Raw genomic sequence first — 13,616 nt, forward strand, 5'->3', positions numbered from 1 at the left:
CCCGTAACGCAGGACTGCGGCAGCCTTTAACTGCACTCAGGATTAGCTTCCGCCGATCTTCTGCTGAAGCTCCTTTCAGCGTATCGGAGCTTCTCTCTTAAACAGGGCTTCGGCGTACTCATATCCGTCACTCGAGATTCGTATGTATTCTACTCGAAATTATAGACAAGCAGAACCCGAATGTCAATGTTCCGTCCTGATCCGCAAAAAGTGTATGGCCGTCACTTTTAAAACGGCTGCCGCCGGAACAGCGAGAATCATGCCGGGAATGCCCGCGAGCTCTCCTCCGGCAAGGAGCGCCAGCATGATCACGACGGGGTGCATTCTGAGACTGCGCCCGACAATAAGCGGGCTCAAAATGTTTCCTTCTATAAATTGCAGAATAAAAATGGTGACGATTACGATGATCACAGCTTTAGCAGAAATCGCCAGCGAAAGGAGCAGCGCCGGTACAGCGCCGATAAACGGACCGAAATACGGGATGACATTCGTAATCCCGATGGCAAGACCCAAAATCAGCGGGTAAGGAAGCCCGAACAGCCAAAATGAAACGCCGGCTATTAACCCGAGCAAAAAACAAACGAGAAGCTGACCGCGGATGTAATCACCGAGAGAGTCGTCCACATCCCGCAGAAATTCACTCCCCCTTTTTCTCCAGGACTTCGGCGTCAAATACCAGACTGTCTTTTTCATGACGTCTATATCCTTCACCATATAGAACACGAGAAAAGGAATCGTCGCCGCGATCAGGATATAATCAAGCACGAAACGGATGCTTCTGATCGTGCTTTCAATCGTGCCGGCAAGAAACGTTTCTGTCTGCTGAATCATTTTGTCCATCCGATGGTGCATGCCGTCAGGCCAATGATCCGTGTGATTATGCAGATGCTTCAGCATACTGTTGTAGTTTTTGGCAAGACCGGGAATGCTCTCAGACAGATCCTGCAGCTGTTCAATTAAAACAGGAACCCCTTTATAAACCCCCCAGCCGATTCCGCCGAAAAACAGGCAATAAATCAGAAGCAGGCTTAAAGTTCTAGGCATCCCTTTTCTATGAAGCCATTCAGTAATCGGAAGTAAAAGATAAGCAATAAATACTGCGATGAATATAGGAATAAAGAGAGATTTTATAACAAGCCAAATGGGAGACCATAACATATCGAGCATGCAAAAGACATACACTGTTAACAAAACGAGCAGACATACAGCCGTCCACATTAAGAGCTGCAGCGGTTTTTGAAGCATGACGTTTCACCTCTTGCTTTATCTTTTGACAGAAAGCCGGAATTATTCCCGTTTCATAAACTCCGCCTTATGACGCAGACCTCATGACGGAAATAATTATCAGAAATTACGAAATAATCTAAATAATATTCATAAAAATCTGTATAACCATCGTAATGTGTTAAAGGATTTCAAAAACTGTCCAGTCAATATGACTCATGTTTTTTTAAGGAGGATGGCCATGATTTCATTTCAGGATGTAAATAAGCACTACGGACATTTCCACGTGCTGAAAAACATTAATCTGCACATTAAAAAAGGGGAAGTCGTCGTTATCATCGGACCTTCAGGATCGGGAAAAAGCACGCTTCTCCGCTGCATTAATCAGCTGGAGACAGTTGATGGAGGCGCCTTAACGGTAAACGGCGTCTCCATCCATGACAAGAAAACGGATATAAATAAGGTCCGCCGCAATATCGGCATGGTGTTTCAGCATTTTCATCTGTACCCGCACAAAACCGTTCTGCAAAACATCATGCTCGCACCGATCAAAGTGCTTAAGCAATCAAAAGAAGAAGCAAAAGAAACGGCCTTATACTATTTGAAAAAAGTCGGTATACCGGAAAAAGCGGACGCTTATCCTTCACAGCTTTCGGGCGGCCAGCAGCAGCGTGTCGCCATCGCCAGGGGGCTTGCGATGAAGCCCGAAATTATGCTGTTTGATGAACCCACATCCGCGCTTGATCCGGAAATGATCGGGGAAGTGCTGGATGTCATGAAAACACTCGCAAAGGAAGGCATGACCATGGCAGTCGTCACACATGAAATGGGATTCGCAAAAGAAGTGGCGGACCGCATCGTGTTTATCGACGGCGGATCCATCTTAGAAGAAGCTGCACCGGCTGAATTTTACGAAAGCCCCCGTGAAGAGAGGGCGCGTTTATTCTTAAGCCGTATTTTAAATCACTGAAAAGAAACGGAGGAGCGCTTATGTCACGCGTAACAAAATGGTTGTCATTCGGATTGATATCACTGCTGGCCGTCTTTATGCTGGCAGCCTGCGGAGGGAAAGAAACGTCCGGGGATTCAAAAGGAACGGGAAAAGACACGTTAGCCTCTATTAAAGACAGAGACAAAATCATCTTCGGCGTCAAAACCGACACGAGGTTATTCGGGCTGAAAAACCCAAGCTCCGGTGATATTGAAGGCTTCGATATTGATATCTCAAAACAGCTCGCAAAAGATATTCTGGGGGATGAGAAGAAAGCGGAATTTAAAGAAGTGACGTCAAAAACGAGAATTCCGATGCTGCAAAACGGCGATATCGATGCCATCACCGCCACGATGACGATAACGGATGAGCGGAAAAAAGAAGTTGATTTCTCAGATGTTTATTTTGAAGCCGGGCAATCCCTGCTCGTCAAAAAAGGAAGCAGCATCAAAAGCACCGAAGACCTGGGAAAAGGCTCAAAAGTATTGGCGGTAAAAGGCTCTACTTCCTCACAAAACATCAGACAAAAAGCGCCTGACGCCTCAGTGCTGGAATTTGAAAATTACGCCGAAGCGTTCACTGCGCTAAAAGCGGGACAGGGAGATGCGCTCACAACCGATAATGCGATTTTATACGGCATGGCAGATGAAAATAAACAATATCAGCTGACAGGCGAAACCTTCACCGATGAACCTTACGGAATCGCCGTCAAAAAAGGCCAATCCGGACTCATCAAGGAAATCAACGCCTCTTTGAAAAAAATGAAAGCCGACGGCAGGTACGAAAAAATCTATAAAAAATGGATTAAAGAAGAACCGGCAAAATAGAAAGGACCGCGGGATGAGCAGCCATGCTCATCCCCGTTTTATAAGGAGTGACATAGATGAACTTTTCAATTTTAACGGAAAACTTCGATATGTATATGGACGGTTTCCTGCACACATTGCTTGCGAGCTTCGTCGCGCTGGCAGGCAGTTTTGCGCTGGGCGTTCTGATCGCAGTCATGAGAATCACGGCTTTCAAACCCCTTCAATGGATCGGCACTGCGTATGTGGAATTTATCCGGAACATCCCGCTTCTCCTCATCACATTCGTTTTTTATTTCGGACTTCCGAACGCCGGGCTGAGACTGGACGGCTTTCAGGCGGGAACGATTGCGCTTACGATTTATACGTCCGCCTTTATCGCAGAAGCCATCAGAGCCGGAATTCAGACTGTCTCCAAAGGGCAGATGGAAGCGGCCAGATCGTCAGGCTTCACCTACAGTCAGGCGATGAGATACGTCATTCTTCCTCAGGCCGTAAAAATCGTGATTCCCCCGCTCGGAAACCAATTTCTCAACCTGGTCAAAAACTCATCAATACTCGGAGTGGTGGCGGGACTCGATTTGATGTATCAGGCGGATCTCGTTTCCTCAAGTACTCTTGTCGTGTTTGATGTCTATATTTTCGTCGCGCTTTTTTATTTGATATTAACGATCCCGCTCAGCATCGGGGTTCACTATTTGGAAAGACGTCTCGGAAAGAGTTATTAGAGAAGGAGAGTGAAAAACATGGATTTTAGCGGCGCCTATACACCTGACCATCTGCTGTTTTTATGGGACGGCTTTTTGGTCACACTTTATGTTGCGCTGATCTCCATTGTCCTGAGTTTTATTTTCGGGCTTGCCGCCGGCACTTTGCGCTATGCGAAAATTCCTATCGTCTCGGGCATTATAGCGGCCATTGTGGAAACCATCCGCAACCTGCCGCTGTTATTAATCATTTTCTTTACGTTTTTTGCCCTTCCGGAAATCGGGATCAAACTGGAAATTACCGCGGCCGCCATCACGGCGCTTACGATTTTTGAATCGGCCATGCTGTCAGAAATCATCAGGAGCGGTTTGCAATCCGTTGACAAAGGACAGATTGAAGCGGCGCGTTCTTCAGGACTGACGTACACGCAGACTCTTTTTCTCGTCGTCATGCCGCAGGCGCTCAGGCGTATGGTTCCTCCGATTGTGAGCCAGTTTATCTCCTTATTAAAGGATACGTCACTTGCGGTCGTCATCGCTCTGCCCGAACTGATTCATAACGCGCAGATTTTAAACGGACAAAGCGCTGACGGGGGATATTTTTTCCCGATCTTTCTGCTGGCGGCCCTGATGTATTTCGCGGTCAATTACAGCCTGTCTCGCGCAGCCAGACGGCTGGAAGCGAGACAAACGTAAAAAGGATACTTCCGGAGAAGTATCCTTTTTTCTGCTTAAAACATTTTCATGACTCGTCTTCTCATCCGTTTCATACCTTTTTTATTCAGCATATCGGACTGAGAAGCCATACGATACATAACGGCTCCAGCTCCTAAAGCCAACAGAGAGGTCATTGTTCTGCCCATCGCGCGTATCTCCTTTCAACTTTAAAAATTGATACTGCGTTCGTCTTCAGAAAACAAATCATCAAGACTGCTTAACGTGCCGTCTTCCTCTACTTGATGTGTCGCAATTTTGCCTTTGGCCACCGTCAGCTCAATGAAGCAGCCCCAGCAATAGTATTGGTTTACGCCGATTTTGCCGATATCTTTACTTTTGCAGTTCGGACATACAAGCACAGACTACACCTCTTATCCGTTCAGGACGATGCCTTCTTTCCCCGCTTCAATAAGCGTATCGGCGGCGCGGCGCACTTGGCGTCTGCCAGCTAGATCTGAAAAGAAGCCGTCCGAGAGTTCATATGCTACGATTATGCCCCTGTCCAAACAAAAGTATACATCTTCCAGCAAACCGAACATTTCACCATCAGGCGATTTCACCGGCTGCATCTTAATCTGTTCAAAGGTGAAACAGCTCTTCGGCAAAGGCTGCAAATGAGCATGACCGGCAGCTACGGCTTCTTGTTCCATCTCTTTTATATCACTTGCCTCTAAAAAAAGATGGCGGTTGTGAAACAGGCGTTTCTGCTCCAGCACGAAACCGAGAAACCGGCCGTTCAGAGAGAAACATACATCCGATATCATCCCGAGACTGCGCCCGGTGTTTTCGTCATATACTGTTCGTCCTTCAGCTGCATGGCATGTTCTCAAAGTGTGATCAACCACCTTTTGTTGAACACGTATAGGTTTTGCCAAGAAGCCGGGCAGCATACTTTGAAATGACTTCCACAGGCGAAAACCCGGCGCATGTTTATGCTCCGGGTTTTATTTACGCTTTTTCTTCCATAAAGTCAAACGGCGTGATGCCTTCCATTCCGATGTTTGCATCATATACACTGAACGGCAGCTCTTTTTGCAGGGCGGCCAGTTCTGCATCCATCTCTTCAGTCTGCTCTGTGAGCCTGTTTTTAAGCGACGTCTGTCTGACGGTGGCATCATTGTTTTTGACGCCCCATTCAAGCGCTTCTTCTTCTCCGCAAAGAATCAGAAATTTTTTCGCTCTTGTTATGGCGGTATAAAGCAGATTTCTCCTGAGCATTCGATAGTAGCCTTTGACGACAGGCAGGACGACAATCGGGAATTCACTTCCCTGCGACTTATGAATGGAACAGCAGTAAGCGTGGGTAAACTGGCTGAAATCCTTTTTCGTAAAGGTGATTTCATTGCCGTCAAACGAGACGACGACCATGTCTTCTTTTTCCGTATTTTCTTTGGCATAAAAAATGGACACGATTTCGCCGATATCGCCGTTAAACACATTGTTTTCCGGCTGGTTGACAAGCTGTAATATTTTATCGCCCGTCCTGTAGACGACATCACCGAATTTCAGCTCCCGCCTTTTTTCTTTCGGCGGATTCATGATGTCTTGAAGAAGCATATTCAGCTCGTTAATTCCCGCTTTTCCCCTGTACATCGGGGCAAGCACTTGAATATCCCTGGAGGTATACCCCTTTTTTAAAGCGTTCGAGACGACCTGATCCACGACTTCTTTAATCTGTGAAGAATTACAGCGGATAAATGAGCGGTCCTTTGTCGGCGCGGTCAGCCCCTTTGGAAGCAGTCCTTTTTTCATATCATGCGCAAGTTCCACAATGGATGATCCTTCAGCCTGACGGTAAATATCTGTCAGGCGCACGGTCGGCAGCACCTCAGAAGCCAAAAGGTCTCTGAGCACCTGCCCCGGTCCTACTGAAGGAAGCTGGTCTTCATCACCGACGACAATGAGCTGAATGTGCTTAGGAAGCGCCTTAAACAAATGGCTGGCGAGCCAGATATCGAGCATACTCGCTTCGTCTATAATGATCAGTTTCCCTTCTATCGGCTGATCTTCATTGTAGGTAAAGCCTTCAGCGCCATTCCAGCCGAGCAGCCTGTGAATCGTAACAGCCGGCAGACCCGTAGATTCGCTCATCCGTTTTGCGGCTCTTCCGGTCGGCGCGGCAAGCAGCACCGGAAACGCCTCGTCTTTTTTATAATCACCGGGGTCAAGCGATACTCCGTGCAGTTCACTGTATAATTCCACGATTCCTTTAATAACGGTCGTTTTCCCCGTCCCAGGTCCTCCGGTCAGTAAAAGCATCGGTGAAGACAGCGCTTTTTGAATGGCATCCTTTTGGCTTGGTGCGTATTGAACATTCATCCGTTCTTCAAGTTCACCGAGTGCAAGCAGAAATTCCGATTCAGGAAATTGATCGGCATACTCCGTCTGAGCCGCAATGTCGAGCACGCGTTTTGCGACATTTTGTTCGGCGTAAAACAAGGACGGAAAATAGCAGCGCTCTCCTTCAATGACGATATCCTTACTCTCCCCGAGGGCGATGATGCCGTCAGCCGCATCCATCTCCGTGACGCGGCCGCCTTCAGCTGACTGATTCAGAAGCGTTTGCGTATTGATAATCAGCTGCTTTGTCTCTATGTACGTATGGCCTTCTGAAAGACAGGTCGATTCAATCGTATATAAGATTGCCGCTTTGATCCGCTCCGGGTGGTTTCCTGACAGACCCATTTTTCCGCCCAGCTCGTCAGCTTTCACAAAGCCGATGCCTTCAACGTCTTTTACAAGCTGATAAGGATTTTCCTGAATTTTCTCCAAGGTTTCCGTTTCGTAGGCCTGATATATTTTCATTGATAGCTGGGGCCCGAAACCGTATTGGTTCAGAGAGATCATAATCTGCTCAAGCCCCTGATGCCGCTGCAGCTCTCCGGCAAGCTTATCCGCTTTCTTTTTCGACATTTTCGGCACATCGTAAAGCACCGACGCATCCGTCAGAATTTTATTGAGCGCGCCGTCTCCGAGCTTTTTGACGATTTCTTCCGCCGTTTTTTTTCCGATTCCTTCAAACAGATCACTTGATAAGTAGTGAATGATCCCTTCTTTTGTGGTCGGAATTTCTTTTTTAAAGTGTTCAGCCTGAAATTGCAGGCCGAACTTAGGATGCGTGGCGGTTTTTCCATAAAATGTGTAGGTCTCATCTTCTTGTAGCAGAGGGAAGTAGCCCGTTACGGATACGACCTTGTCTTCGATCGCCTCAGACGTTTCTGCAACTTTGACTTTCAGCACTGTATACAGGTTGGTGTCATTATGATAAATGACCGTATGAATGACGCCTTTTACATACGGCTGTTCTTCGATGTTCAGCTGATCCACGAGCCTTCCCTCCTTTTGTTATGACTGGGTGATAAGCTGTTTCGCATGAAGCGCAAGCATATGATCAGGCTGTATGCCGATTGCGCCTTCCAGCATCTCAAGCGCCTTTTCACGATTTTCTTTGTACGCGTAAGCGACTCCGGCATTATAAAATGCGTCCGCGTGGCTTGGGTCCTGCTCGATCACCGTCTCAAACTGCGCCAGAGCTTCATCCAGCATTTCTTCATTTGCGAGGCACATTCCGAACTGGAAGCGTGCTTCCGTGTCATTTTCGTTTAATTCAACGGCACGCTGCAAATACGGCAGTGCAAGCTTCGGCCGCTCTAATTTAACGAGAACGGTCCCCAGCATATAAAACAAATCTCCGTTTTCCATTCCGGAGCGAAGCGCTTTTTCAAACATATCCTTCGCTTCGGAAAACGATTCTTTCATCACATATACGTTTCCCGCACCGTAATAAGCGGCTGCCGCCGAATTGTCCAATTCGAGCGCTCTGTTATAGAATGCAAGCGCCCGTTCGAGTTCGTTCACAGAAGAAAGCAAATTTGCGAAGTTGATATACGGCACCGGATCTTGCCCGTTTTCCTCAATCGCTTTCGTAAAAGCCTCTGCCGCTTTTTCAAAATCGCCCTCCTGCATGGCGTCAATCCCGATTTTATTATAATCCATTTTTAACTTCCTTTCGCTAAAAAACCCCAACATGCGAGTTGAGGTTTTTTACATGTGTTATACGTACCACAGTTTTGTTCCGTCTTTATAAACGTCGTCTATCGTTCCGCCGCCGAGGCACTCTTCTCCGTCATAAAAAACGACGGCTTGTCCCGGCGTAACGGCGCGTACCTGCCCGTCAAAAATGACTTCCGCTTCATCGTCACCCGTCATTTTCACCGTTACTTTGTGATCTTCCTGACGGTAGCGGAATTTCGCCGTGCATGTCATTTCGCCGCCGTCCATCAGACCGGGACGCGTCCAGCTGACATTTGTCGCCGTGATCTTATCGGAATACAGAAGCGGATTATGGAATCCTTGATCAACATACAGAATGTTTTTTTCAAGATCTTTACCGACGGCGAACCACGGCTCGCCGCTTCCGCCAATTCCAAGACCGTGGCGCTGTCCGATTGTATAATACATCAGACCGTCATGACGCCCTTTTACTTCTCCGTCCATTGTCATCATATCGCCCGGCTGAGCGGGGAGATATTGGCTGAGAAACGTTTTGAAGTTGCGTTCGCCGATAAAGCAGATTCCCGTGCTGTCTTTTTTCGCAGCTGTCGCAAGTTCCGCTTCTTTGGCGATTTCCCGTACGCGGCTTTTTTGCAGATCACCGATCGGGAACATGACTTTGCTGAGCTGTTCCTGATTGAGCTGATTCAGAAAATAAGTCTGGTCCTTGTTTTCATCCAGACCGCGTAGCATGCGCACTGTACCTGCGCTTCTGTCCACGCGGGCGTAATGGCCCGTCGCAAGATAATCCGCGCCGAGTGACAGAGCATGATCCAAGAAAGCCTTAAACTTAATTTCTTTATTGCACATGACATCCGGATTGGGGGTTCTTCCGGCTTTATATTCATCAAGGAAATATTGAAATACCTTTTCCCAATATTGCTTCTCAAAATTGACGGCATAATACGGAATTCCGATCTGGTTGCAGACCCGGATGACGTCTTCATAATCTTCCGTCGCCGTGCAAAAACCGTTTTCGTCCGTATCATCCCAGTTTTTCATAAAGATTCCGATTACATCGTAGCCCTGCTCCTTCAGCAGAAGGGCCGCCACGGAAGAGTCCACACCGCCGGACATGCCGACTACGACTCTTGTATCCTCCGGCCGTTTTTCCATTTGCATTCACTCCATTAAAAACGTAAGTCCGCCGTTTTAAGCAAGCCGTTTAACGACGGCGGCAAGCTTTTCGGCGGCTGTTTCGATTTGTTCCGCCGTATTGCCGAGGCCGAAGCTGAGGCGGATTGACGAAGTCAGCCTGCCGCTCTCACTTCCGAACATGGCCGTAAGCACATGGGACGGAAGAACGGATCCCGCTGTACAAGCAGATCCGCTGGAGACGGCAATGCCTTCCATGTCAAGATTGACCAGCAGCGCTTCCACCGGCACACCGGGAAAGTAAAGGTTTAAAATATGAGGCAGGCATTTCTCGGCATCTCCGTTCACCTCCGCTGTGACGCCGGATTTTTCCAGCGTACTCATGATGATGTTCTTAAACTCCTTATACTTCGCTGTTTTCTCTTCCCTCTCACGGTTTGAAAGGACGACCGCTTCTTTTAAGCCGGCGATGCCCGGTACATTTTCCGTCCCCGCGCGGCGCTTTCGTTCCTGCTCTCCCCCGAGAAGAATCGGTGACAGCTTCACCTCTTGATTTACATATAAAAAGCCTGTCCCTTTAGGCCCGTTAAGCTTGTGACCGGAAACAGACAGCATGTCAATTCTGCTTTTTTTCACGTCAATCGGCATATAACCGAATGCCTGGACGGCATCTGTGTGAAAATAGGCCTGATGCCCGCTTAACAGCTCTCCGATTTCGTCAATCGGCTGAATGGTTCCGACTTCGTTATTGCCATACATGACGGTAACAAGGATTGTATCATCACGGAGCGCTTCTTTCACCTGATTTGCACTGATCCGTCCTGAAGGGCCGGGGATGAGGTATGTCACCTCAAAGCCGTCTTCTTCCAGCTTTTCGCAGGCGTGCAACACAGCATGGTGCTCAACAGCGGTCGTAATGATATGCTTTCCTTCATTCTTCCGGGCGGCAGCCGTTCCGAAAATCGCTAAATTATCAGCCTCCGTGCCGCCGCTTGTGAAAATAATTTCCTGTTCTTTCGCACTGATTTCGCGCGCGATGTCCGCTCTCGCTTCATCGACCCATTTCCGGGATTCTCTCCCGAATGAATGAATGCTTGACGGGTTGCCGAAACTGCCGAAGAAATGGGGCTTCATCTCTTCGAGCACACGCTCATCCATCGGGGAAGTCGCGGCATGATCTAAATAAATCCGTTCCATTGTCTGTACACCTCTGGTTTAAATATAGAACATATAAGCTTCCTGCTCGCCGTCCGTGTAGCTCGCAAGGTCTTCTAACGTCGTGCTGTCCAGCACGTCTTTTACAGCGTCGCGGATGCGGATCCATAACTCCCGCTTGGCAGGCTCTTCATCCTCAAGCACTTCTACCGGGCTGATCGGCCCTTCCAGCACTCTGATAATATCTCCGGCCGTTATCTCTTCAGGCTGGCCCCCGAGCACGTAACCCCCGTAAGCGCCTCTGATGCTTTTTACGAGTCCGGCGTTTCTAAGCGGTGATACAAGCTGTTCCAAGTAATGCTCAGAAAGGCTGTTTGTTTGGGCGATGCTTTTGAGCGACGTCGGACCGTCTCCGTGCTTTTTCGCCAATTCAATCATAATGGTGAGCCCGTATCTTCCCTTTGTCGATATTTTCAATATGAACACCCCAGTCAATTCTAATTGTTAATTTATACAAGTAAATGGATATGAATAATCTGTTTAGTATCTTATAGACCAACTGTTATTATAACATAACTTATCCTAATTTTCATTGAAACACGGGGCCCGCCGCAATTCGCTTTTCTAATCGTCCGTTTTCCGTTACCCTGTATATGTAAGGAGAGATGTACATGAAACCACTGGCGTATCGGATGCGGCCTGCCAATATCGAAGACATTATCGGCCAGGAACATTTGGTCAAAGAAGATAAAATCATCGGCAGAATGGTGCGTGCAAAGCACTTATCATCCATGATCCTGTACGGACCGCCGGGCATCGGAAAAACATCCATCGCCACAGCGATCGCAGGATCGACAAGCATCGCATTCAGGAAATTGAATGCCGTCATTCATAATAAAAAAGACATGGAGATTGTCGTACAGGAAGCGAAAATGTCAGGCCAGGTCATTTTAATCCTTGACGAAGTGCACAGGCTTGATAAGGGAAAGCAGGATTTTCTGCTGCCCTATTTAGAAAACGGCATGATTATTTTAATCGGCGCAACGACCGCCAACCCTTATCATGCCATTAACCCGGCCATCAGAAGCCGGACCCAGATATTTGAGCTTGAACCGTTAACACCCGATCTGATCAAGCAGGCATTGAAAAGAGCGCTCACAGATGAACACCGGGGACTCGGTTCTTACAGCGTTTCGGTGGACGACGACGCGATGGATCATTTCGCACAAGGGTGTGGGGGAGACGTCCGCTCCGCTTTGAACGCACTGGAGCTTGCCGTGCTCTCCACAAAGGAATCAAGCGACGGCACGGTCCGGATTACACGGGAAACGGCGGAAGAATGTCTGCAGAAAAAAAGCTATACTCATGATAAAAACGGCGATGCGCATTATGACGTCTTATCCGCCTTCCAAAAATCGATCCGAGGCTCGGACGCAAACGCCGCCCTTCATTATCTGGCCCGTCTGATCGAAGCCGGCGATCTTGAAAGCATATCAAGAAGGCTTCTCGTGATCGCCTATGAAGATATCGGCCTCGCAAGCCCGCAGGCAGGCCCCCGGGTGCTGAGCGCGATTCAGACCGCAGAACGGATCGGTTTTCCGGAAGCGAGAATTCCGCTGGCCAATGCGGTAATCGAATTATGCCTCTCGCCAAAATCAAACTCCGCCATCTCAGCCGTTGATGAGGCGCTCAAAGACATCAGGACGGGTAAAATCGGCGATGTGCCGAAACATTTAAAAGACGCCCACTATAAAGGGGCCCAAGAGCTCGGACGCGGGATCGGCTATCAATATCCTCACGATTTCGAGAACGGATGGGTCGAACAGCAATATTTGCCCGATCCGTTAAAAAACAAGCAATACTATAAACCGAAACAAACGGGGAAATTTGAAGCCGCCATAAAGCAAGTGTATGAAAAACTGATGAAGCAGAAAAAATAACCGGACAAGGACACCCTATGTGTTCTTGTCTTTTTTGATACCGGCCAAAATCTTTCGTGTAAACGGCGGATTCAAATAAAAAAACAGCCTTTCCTGAAGAAGGCTGTTTTTCTTTTTATTTATCTTTAACCCGTTTAATGTCGATGTCCTTTAAGAGCTCCATGACAACATGTCCGCCCATAATCAGACCGGCCACTGACGGAACCCAGGCGTTGGAAGACGGCGGCATTTGCGCTTTGCGGATTTTCGCTTCATCATTCCCGACTTCTTTTCTGACGTCTTCACGGATGACGATCGGGCTTTCATCAGAAAAAATGACCTGTACGCCTTTTTTAATGCCCTCTTTGCGAAGCCTTGTGCGGACGACTTTGGCAATCGGATCGGTATGGGTTTTTGAAATATCAGCAATCTGAAAGCGTGTCGGGTCTGTTTTATTCGCCGCTCCCATGCTTGAAATCAGCGGAACATTCCGTTTCAGACATTCTTTCATCAGATGAATTTTATAATGAATCGTATCCGACGCGTCAATGACGTAATCAAGCGGATACTCAAAGAACTGCTCATATGTCTCTTCTGTATAAAACATTTTTAAGGCGACGACATCGCAATCCGGATTAATATCCGCGATCCGCGCTTTCATCAAGTCTGTTTTCGGCTGTCCCACCGTCGACAAGAGCGCATGCAGCTGGCGGTTTACGTTTGTAATGTCAACATCATCTTTATCGACAAGCACGATCCGCCCCACTCCGGACCTCGCCAATGCTTCGGCTGCGAATGAACCGACTCCGCCGACGCCGAGAACGGCCACCGTGCTGTTTTTTAACGTGTCCAGCCCTTCTTTTCCAATCGCTAGCTCATTTCTGGAAAACTGATGTAACAAGAACCTCACTCCACATTCTGGTTTTATAAACTCGGCTTGTCAAAAAGC

At 48.0% G+C, this 13,616-nt stretch carries 15 protein-coding genes and 1 other annotated feature (1 of these 16 only partly in view); of the genes, 5 read left to right on the top strand and 10 right to left on the bottom strand.

Features of this window, described 5'->3' with window-relative positions:
• Positions 1-140, bottom strand: a binding site (T-box leader) (it extends 68 nt beyond the left edge of the window).
• Between the two features lie 43 nt (positions 141-183).
• A complete protein-coding gene (locus MY7_RS11190; protein WP_007612803.1) occupies positions 184-1,245 on the bottom strand; it encodes an AI-2E family transporter in 1,062 nt (353 codons plus the stop codon).
• Between the two features lie 220 nt (positions 1,246-1,465).
• Here MY7_RS11190 and MY7_RS11195 point away from each other — a divergent pair, with 220 nt between their 5' ends.
• From MY7_RS11195 to MY7_RS11210, 4 genes are read left to right on the top strand one after another with little or no spacing between them, the layout of a single operon-like run.
• Positions 1,466-2,194 carry an amino acid ABC transporter ATP-binding protein gene (locus MY7_RS11195; protein WP_029326054.1) on the top strand — a complete coding sequence of 243 codons (729 nt, stop codon included), beginning with the start codon at positions 1,466-1,468 and terminating at the stop codon, positions 2,192-2,194.
• A 20-nt stretch (positions 2,195-2,214) separates the two neighbouring features.
• Positions 2,215-3,042 (top strand): transporter substrate-binding domain-containing protein, encoded by an 828-nt coding sequence (locus MY7_RS11200; RefSeq protein ID WP_007612806.1) that lies wholly within the window; start codon positions 2,215-2,217, stop codon positions 3,040-3,042.
• 56 nt (positions 3,043-3,098) lie between these two features.
• Positions 3,099-3,749, top strand: coding sequence for an amino acid ABC transporter permease (locus tag MY7_RS11205; RefSeq protein WP_007612807.1), 651 nt, complete (start codon positions 3,099-3,101; stop codon positions 3,747-3,749).
• An 18-nt stretch (positions 3,750-3,767) separates the two neighbouring features.
• Positions 3,768-4,424 (top strand): amino acid ABC transporter permease, encoded by a 657-nt coding sequence (locus MY7_RS11210; protein WP_007612809.1) that lies wholly within the window; start codon positions 3,768-3,770, stop codon positions 4,422-4,424.
• 35 nt (positions 4,425-4,459) lie between these two features.
• Here MY7_RS11210 and MY7_RS19265 read toward each other — a convergent pair whose 3' ends face one another.
• The 8 genes from MY7_RS19265 to cymR form a co-directional block, all read right to left on the bottom strand.
• Positions 4,460-4,591, bottom strand: coding sequence for a YrzQ family protein (locus tag MY7_RS19265; protein WP_003152741.1), 132 nt, complete (start codon positions 4,589-4,591; stop codon positions 4,460-4,462).
• Between the two features lie 21 nt (positions 4,592-4,612).
• Positions 4,613-4,804 carry a hypothetical protein gene (locus tag MY7_RS11215; RefSeq protein ID WP_003152738.1) on the bottom strand — a complete coding sequence of 64 codons (192 nt, stop codon included), beginning with the start codon at positions 4,802-4,804 and terminating at the stop codon, positions 4,613-4,615.
• Positions 4,805-4,816: 12 nt separating this feature from the next.
• On the bottom strand, positions 4,817-5,275 hold the full coding sequence (locus tag MY7_RS11220) for a PRC-barrel domain-containing protein (RefSeq protein ID WP_007612811.1): 459 nt from the start codon (positions 5,273-5,275) through the stop codon (positions 4,817-4,819).
• Between the two features lie 118 nt (positions 5,276-5,393).
• A complete protein-coding gene (recD2, locus tag MY7_RS11225) occupies positions 5,394-7,772 on the bottom strand; it encodes an SF1B family DNA helicase RecD2 (protein ID WP_007408204.1) in 2,379 nt (792 codons plus the stop codon).
• Between the two features lie 18 nt (positions 7,773-7,790).
• Positions 7,791-8,411 (bottom strand): tetratricopeptide repeat protein, encoded by a 621-nt coding sequence (locus MY7_RS11230; protein WP_088461189.1) that lies wholly within the window; start codon positions 8,409-8,411, stop codon positions 7,791-7,793.
• Between the two features lie 87 nt (positions 8,412-8,498).
• Positions 8,499-9,614 (bottom strand): tRNA 2-thiouridine(34) synthase MnmA, encoded by a 1,116-nt coding sequence (gene mnmA / locus MY7_RS11235; protein ID WP_012118077.1) that lies wholly within the window; start codon positions 9,612-9,614, stop codon positions 8,499-8,501.
• A gap of 36 nt (positions 9,615-9,650) precedes the next feature.
• A complete protein-coding gene (locus MY7_RS11240) occupies positions 9,651-10,790 on the bottom strand; it encodes a cysteine desulfurase family protein (RefSeq protein ID WP_007612815.1) in 1,140 nt (379 codons plus the stop codon).
• Positions 10,791-10,808: 18 nt separating this feature from the next.
• Positions 10,809-11,225 (bottom strand): cysteine metabolism transcriptional regulator CymR, encoded by a 417-nt coding sequence (gene cymR, locus MY7_RS11245; RefSeq protein WP_003152730.1) that lies wholly within the window; start codon positions 11,223-11,225, stop codon positions 10,809-10,811.
• Between the two features lie 194 nt (positions 11,226-11,419).
• On the opposite strand from cymR, the gene MY7_RS11250 reads away from it, so the two are divergent.
• Positions 11,420-12,688 (top strand): replication-associated recombination protein A, encoded by a 1,269-nt coding sequence (locus MY7_RS11250; RefSeq protein ID WP_029326053.1) that lies wholly within the window; start codon positions 11,420-11,422, stop codon positions 12,686-12,688.
• 115 nt (positions 12,689-12,803) lie between these two features.
• Here MY7_RS11250 and MY7_RS11255 read toward each other — a convergent pair whose 3' ends face one another.
• On the bottom strand, positions 12,804-13,568 hold the full coding sequence (locus MY7_RS11255; RefSeq protein ID WP_012118080.1) for a tRNA threonylcarbamoyladenosine dehydratase: 765 nt from the start codon (positions 13,566-13,568) through the stop codon (positions 12,804-12,806).
• Positions 13,569-13,616 lie beyond the last annotated feature (48 nt).

The organism is Bacillus sp. 5B6 (genome assembly GCF_000259405.1).
Taxonomy (GTDB): domain Bacteria; phylum Bacillota; class Bacilli; order Bacillales; family Bacillaceae; genus Bacillus; species Bacillus velezensis.

Coding starts and splice junctions, on each gene's coding strand:
- MY7_RS11240 (WP_007612815.1), bottom strand. CDS start 10,790: ATGGAACGGATTTATTTAGATCATGCCGCGACTTCCCCGATGGATGAG.
- MY7_RS11195 (WP_029326054.1), top strand. CDS start 1,466: ATGATTTCATTTCAGGATGTAAATAAGCACTACGGACATTTCCACGTG.
- MY7_RS11200 (WP_007612806.1), top strand. CDS start 2,215: ATGTCACGCGTAACAAAATGGTTGTCATTCGGATTGATATCACTGCTG.
- MY7_RS11250 (WP_029326053.1), top strand. CDS start 11,420: ATGAAACCACTGGCGTATCGGATGCGGCCTGCCAATATCGAAGACATT.
- MY7_RS11230 (WP_088461189.1), bottom strand. CDS start 8,411: ATGCAGGAGGGCGATTTTGAAAAAGCGGCAGAGGCTTTTACGAAAGCG.
- MY7_RS19265 (WP_003152741.1), bottom strand. CDS start 4,591: ATGGGCAGAACAATGACCTCTCTGTTGGCTTTAGGAGCTGGAGCCGTT.
- mnmA (WP_012118077.1), bottom strand. CDS start 9,614: ATGGAAAAACGGCCGGAGGATACAAGAGTCGTAGTCGGCATGTCCGGC.
- MY7_RS11210 (WP_007612809.1), top strand. CDS start 3,768: ATGGATTTTAGCGGCGCCTATACACCTGACCATCTGCTGTTTTTATGG.
- MY7_RS11205 (WP_007612807.1), top strand. CDS start 3,099: ATGAACTTTTCAATTTTAACGGAAAACTTCGATATGTATATGGACGGT.
- MY7_RS11190 (WP_007612803.1), bottom strand. CDS start 1,245: ATGCTTCAAAAACCGCTGCAGCTCTTAATGTGGACGGCTGTATGTCTG.